Origin of the sequence: Archangium sp. (assembly GCF_036388035.1) — a bacterium.
In the GTDB taxonomy this organism is placed as follows: Bacteria; Myxococcota; Myxococcia; order Myxococcales; family Myxococcaceae; genus Archangium.
In genome coordinates this window covers 1-4,242 of sequence record NZ_DASVSO010000678.1, presented here as the reverse complement: position 1 = coordinate 4,242, position 4,242 = coordinate 1, and the positions used below count along the sequence as shown (strand labels likewise).

The window sequence follows — 4,242 nt, the reverse complement described above, 5'->3', positions numbered from 1 at the left end:
GCTGTTGAGGAAGGCGTTGTTGGCCAGGCCCATGAAGACGAGGCCGGGGACGATGAAGGACAGGTAGGGCACGCCCTCCACCTCGTGGATGCGGCCGGACAGCGAGTAGCCGAAGACGAGGAAGTAGAGCGAGGTGCTGATGAGGGGCGAGAGGACGGTCTGGCCCGGCACGCGCATGAAGCGGCGGACCTCCTTCGTCAGCAGGGTCTTCATCCCGAGGGTGTTCATGGTGTCGTCGAGGGGGGAAAGGGGTGGGGCGCCCGGGCTCAGGGGGCGCTGGGGGCGGCGGGCCTGCCGCGCAGGATGTCGATGAGGATGTCCTCCAGGCGCGAGTGACGTGTCTCCACGTCCCCCACCGGGAAGCCCTGCGAGTAGAGGGCGCGCAGCATGTCGCCCCCGGGGGCGCACCCCTCGCGCTCGGGATAGGAGAAGGTGCGGCCGTCGGCCGACAGCGTGGCGCCCGCCTTGCGCAGGGGCTCGGGCAGCTCGGTGACGGGCGCGGTGAAGGTGACGAGCAGGCGCTTCTCGCCCCAGCGGCGCATCAGCGCCTTCTTCTCCTCCACCATCAAGAGCCGGCCCTCGTTGATGACGCCCACGCGGTCGGCCAGCTCCTCGGCCTCCTCCAGGTAGTGCGTGGTGAGGACGATGGTGGTGCCCTCGGCGGCCAGCTTGCGCACGTAGTTCCACAAGTCGCGCCGCAGCTCCACGTCCACGCCCGCGGTGGGCTCGTCCAGGAAGACGAGCCGCGGCTTGTGCACCAGCGCCTTGGCGATGAGCAGCCGGCGCTTCATGCCGCCCGACAGCGCGCGCGTGAGCGAGTCCGCCTTGTTCTGCAGGTTGAGCGCGGTGAGCACCTCCATCACCCGCGCCTCGTCCCGCTTGTGCCCGTAGTAGCCCTGCTGGATGTAGAGCGACTCGGCCACCGAGAAGAAGGGGTCGAAGTTGATCTCCTGCGGCACCAGCCCCACCTCGTAGCGCGGGCGCACCGGGTCCACGTCCAGGTCGTGCCCGAAGACGAAGATCTTCCCGCGCGTCTTCTTCACCAGCCCGCACACCGAGCCGATCATCGTCGTCTTGCCCGCGCCGTTGGGGCCGAGCAGGGCGAAGATCTCTCCCGGGTGGATGGTGAGGTTGACGTCGGAGAGGGCCGTGAGCTTGTCGCCGTAGGTCTTCGTCAGACCCTGGAGCTCGAGCGCGGGGGGGGAGGACATGGTGGGAGGTCGCTTTACCACCACCACGGCCCCCGAAAAGCCCCGACCGCGTTACAATGGGGCTGCATGCTTACCGTGAAAGAGCTGAGGGCGTTGGCGGGGAGGCTGACGGGGACGTACTTCTGCCGGCAGATCGGCCCGTTCGCGCTGGTGCAGAAGCCGCCCAAGCCGGTGGTGGAGCAGATGGCGCTCCGGCTGGGAGCCCAGCGCACGGTGCTGGGCAACGGCATGGGCAGCCTGGAGGCCTTCCAGGTGTCGATGCTGCTCAGCTTCGACACGCTGCAGGTGGCCACGCTGCCGCCGCTGCGCACCCTGGACTCGCTCGGGGTGGGGCGGCTGCCCAACTGCGACCTGGTCCTCAACGACCCCTCGGTGTCCAAGGTGCACGCCGAATTGCGCTGGCACGGGCCGGCCTCCACCTGCTGCGTGAAGGACCTGCAGTCCACCAACGGCACCTTCCTCAACGAGCAGCCCCTCACGCCCGGGCAGGAGTACGTCGTCCGGGACGGGGACCTGCTGCGCTTCGGGGACGCGGACTTCGCCTTCTTCCTGGCGAAGTCGCTGCACGCCCGGCTGCTGCGCGGGGGGGTGGTGTCGGAGGCTCCGGAGGTCGGTCAGTAGGGCCCGGCGCTTCGCCTGGAGGGCAGGGGGCCTGGGGAAAGGTCCGGGTGGGGGCGCCTCGGTGGACGCGGGGCGCGGCGCGCGCTGTTCGTATGCGGAAACGGCGGAAGCCCGGGGAGGAGTGCCCCCGCGCTCGAGCGAGCAGCCGAGCAGCTTGAGCCGGCGCTGGCTCCTTGGTATCCGCCACCGTTCACGTCACCTCGTCGGAGGCAGAAAGAGCACGATGGCCCAGAATTTCATCTTCACCATGCAGGACCTGCGCAAGGTCAAGGGCGGGAAGGACATCCTCAAGGGCATCTACCTGTCCTTCTTCCCGGGCGCGAAGATTGGCGTCATCGGGCCCAACGGCTCGGGTAAGTCGACCCTGCTGCGCATCATGGCGGGCGTGGACACCGAGTTCTTCGGCGTGGCCAAGCCGGACCCGAGCGCGCGCGTGGGCTACCTGGCGCAGGAGCCGCAGCTCGACGCCTCGCTGGACGTGAAGGGCAACGTGGAGCTGGGCCTCAAGCCCATCCGCACCCTGCTGGACCGCTTCAACGAGGTGAGCGCGAAGTTCGCCGAGCCCATGGACGACGCGCAGATGGAGAAGCTGCTGGCCGAGCAGGGCCGGCTGCAGGACGCCATCGACGCGTGCAACGGCTGGGAACTGGACCGCACCCTGGAGATGGCGATGGACGCGCTGCGCCTGCCGCCCGGGGACGCGGACGTGACGAAGCTGTCCGGTGGTGAGAAGCGCCGCGTGGCGCTGTGCCGGATCCTCCTGGAGAAGCCGGACCTGCTGCTGCTCGACGAGCCCACCAACCACCTGGACGCCGAGAGCGTCGCGTGGCTGGAGCAGGCCCTCAAGGAGTACAAGGGCACCATCGTCTGCATCACCCACGACCGCTACTTCCTCGACAACGCGGCGGAGTGGATCCTGGAGCTGGACCGCGGCGAGGGGGTGCCCTGGAAGGGCAACTACTCGAGCTGGCTGGAGCAGAAGCAGAAGCGGCTGGAGCTGGAGGAGAAGGCGGAGAGCCACCGGCAGAAGACGCTCAAGCGCGAGCTGGAGTGGGTGCGCGCCTCGCCCAAGGCGCGTCAGGCCAAGAGCAAGGCCCGCATCACGGCGTACGAGGAGCTGTTCAACCAGACGCAGGACAAGCGCGATGCGACGGGCGAGGTGACGATTCCGCCCGGTCCGCCGCTGCGCGGGCTGGTGGTGGAGGCCAAGGGGCTGCGCAAGGCGTACGGGGATCGACTGCTCATCGACGACCTGAACTTCAAGCTGCCGCCGGGCGGCATCGTGGGCGTGATTGGCCCCAACGGCGCGGGCAAGACGACGCTCTTCCGGATGCTCACGGGCGTGGAGAAGCCGGACGCGGGCGAGCTGCGCGTGGGCGAGGCCGTGAAGATGGCGTACGTGGACCAGAGCCGCGACGCGCTGAACGGGGACAAGAGCGTCTTCCAGGAAGTGAGCGACGGGCTGGACTACATCGACCTGGGCCGAGCGGGGCAGATGCCGAGCCGCGCATACCTGGCGGGCTTCGCGTTCAAGGGACAGGACCAGCAGAAGCGGGTGAAGGACCTGTCGGGCGGCGAGCGCAACCGGGTGCACCTGGCGAAGATGCTCAAGAGCGGCGGCAACCTGCTGCTGCTCGACGAGCCCACGAACGACCTGGACGTGGAGACGCTGCGGAGCCTGGAGGACGCGCTGTTGAGCTTCGCGGGCTGCGCGGTGGTCATCAGCCACGACCGCTGGTTCCTGGACCGCATCGCCACGCACATCCTGGCGTTCGAGGGCGACAGCCGGGCCTTCTTCTTCGAGGGCAACTTCGAGGACTACGAGGCGGACAAGAAGAAGCGCCTGGGCGCCGACGCCCTGGAGCCGCACCGCATCCGCTACCGCCCGCTCACCAAGGACTGAGCCGTGTCGCGGTAGAGCCGACAACCCCCCTTAACCCCCCTTCTCCCTTCGGGGAGAGGGGAGGGTGTCGGAAATCCCAGGTTCACGGCTGTGGAAGTCCCCTCTCCATGCTGGGAGAGGGGTAGGGTAGAGGCCGTCCCCACCCGGGAGGGCGGTCGTGATTCAGAAGGTCTCGTTCCGCAACTTCAAGGCGTACCGCTCGCTCGACCTGGAGTTGGAGCCCTTCACGGTGCTCGTCGGCCCGAATGCGTCGGGCAAGACGACGCTGCTGCGGGGATTGGAACTCGTCAGCGACATCGCAACCAAAACCCTCAGTGCTCCTGGCTTTGTTGAATTCGTGGAGCGTGACGAGCCCGCGCTGAAGTCCTATGGCTCCAACTCTTCCTTGGAGTTGCGGATTGCTGGCAAGTGGAGTGGTACGGACGGCGCGCTTCGAATTGCTGAAGAGAGCAGGGTCGACTTCGATGATGACGCTCGCGTCGTCAATGCCTTGACGGTTTCGGGGCA

Annotated in this window: 5 protein-coding genes; 3 read left to right on the top strand and 2 right to left on the bottom strand. The window is 68.0% G+C overall.

Features of this window, described 5'->3' with window-relative positions:
- Together VF697_RS27720 and VF697_RS27715 are read right to left on the bottom strand one after the other, a co-directional pair.
- The coding region (locus VF697_RS27720) for an ABC transporter permease (protein WP_331099740.1) at positions 1-228 on the bottom strand (228 nt) is incomplete at its 3' end.
- Positions 229-266: 38 nt separating this feature from the next.
- Positions 267-1,211 carry an ABC transporter ATP-binding protein gene (locus VF697_RS27715; RefSeq protein WP_331099739.1) on the bottom strand — a complete coding sequence of 315 codons (945 nt, stop codon included), beginning with the start codon at positions 1,209-1,211 and terminating at the stop codon, positions 267-269.
- 66 nt (positions 1,212-1,277) lie between these two features.
- Between VF697_RS27715 and VF697_RS27710 the strand changes: the two genes are divergently transcribed.
- The 3 genes from VF697_RS27710 to VF697_RS27700 form a co-directional block, all read left to right on the top strand.
- Positions 1,278-1,832, top strand: coding sequence for an FHA domain-containing protein (locus VF697_RS27710; RefSeq protein ID WP_331099738.1), 555 nt, complete (start codon positions 1,278-1,280; stop codon positions 1,830-1,832).
- Between the two features lie 223 nt (positions 1,833-2,055).
- Entirely contained in the window at positions 2,056-3,735 is a 1,680-nt protein-coding gene (ettA, locus tag VF697_RS27705) for an energy-dependent translational throttle protein EttA (protein WP_331099737.1), read from the top strand.
- A 157-nt stretch (positions 3,736-3,892) separates the two neighbouring features.
- A partial coding sequence (locus VF697_RS27700) for an AAA family ATPase (protein WP_331099736.1) occupies positions 3,893-4,242 on the top strand: 350 nt, incomplete at its 3' end.

Coding starts and splice junctions, on each gene's coding strand:
- VF697_RS27715 (WP_331099739.1), bottom strand. CDS start 1,211: ATGTCCTCCCCCCCCGCGCTCGAGCTCCAGGGTCTGACGAAGACCTAC.
- VF697_RS27710 (WP_331099738.1), top strand. CDS start 1,278: ATGCTTACCGTGAAAGAGCTGAGGGCGTTGGCGGGGAGGCTGACGGGG.
- ettA (WP_331099737.1), top strand. CDS start 2,056: ATGGCCCAGAATTTCATCTTCACCATGCAGGACCTGCGCAAGGTCAAG.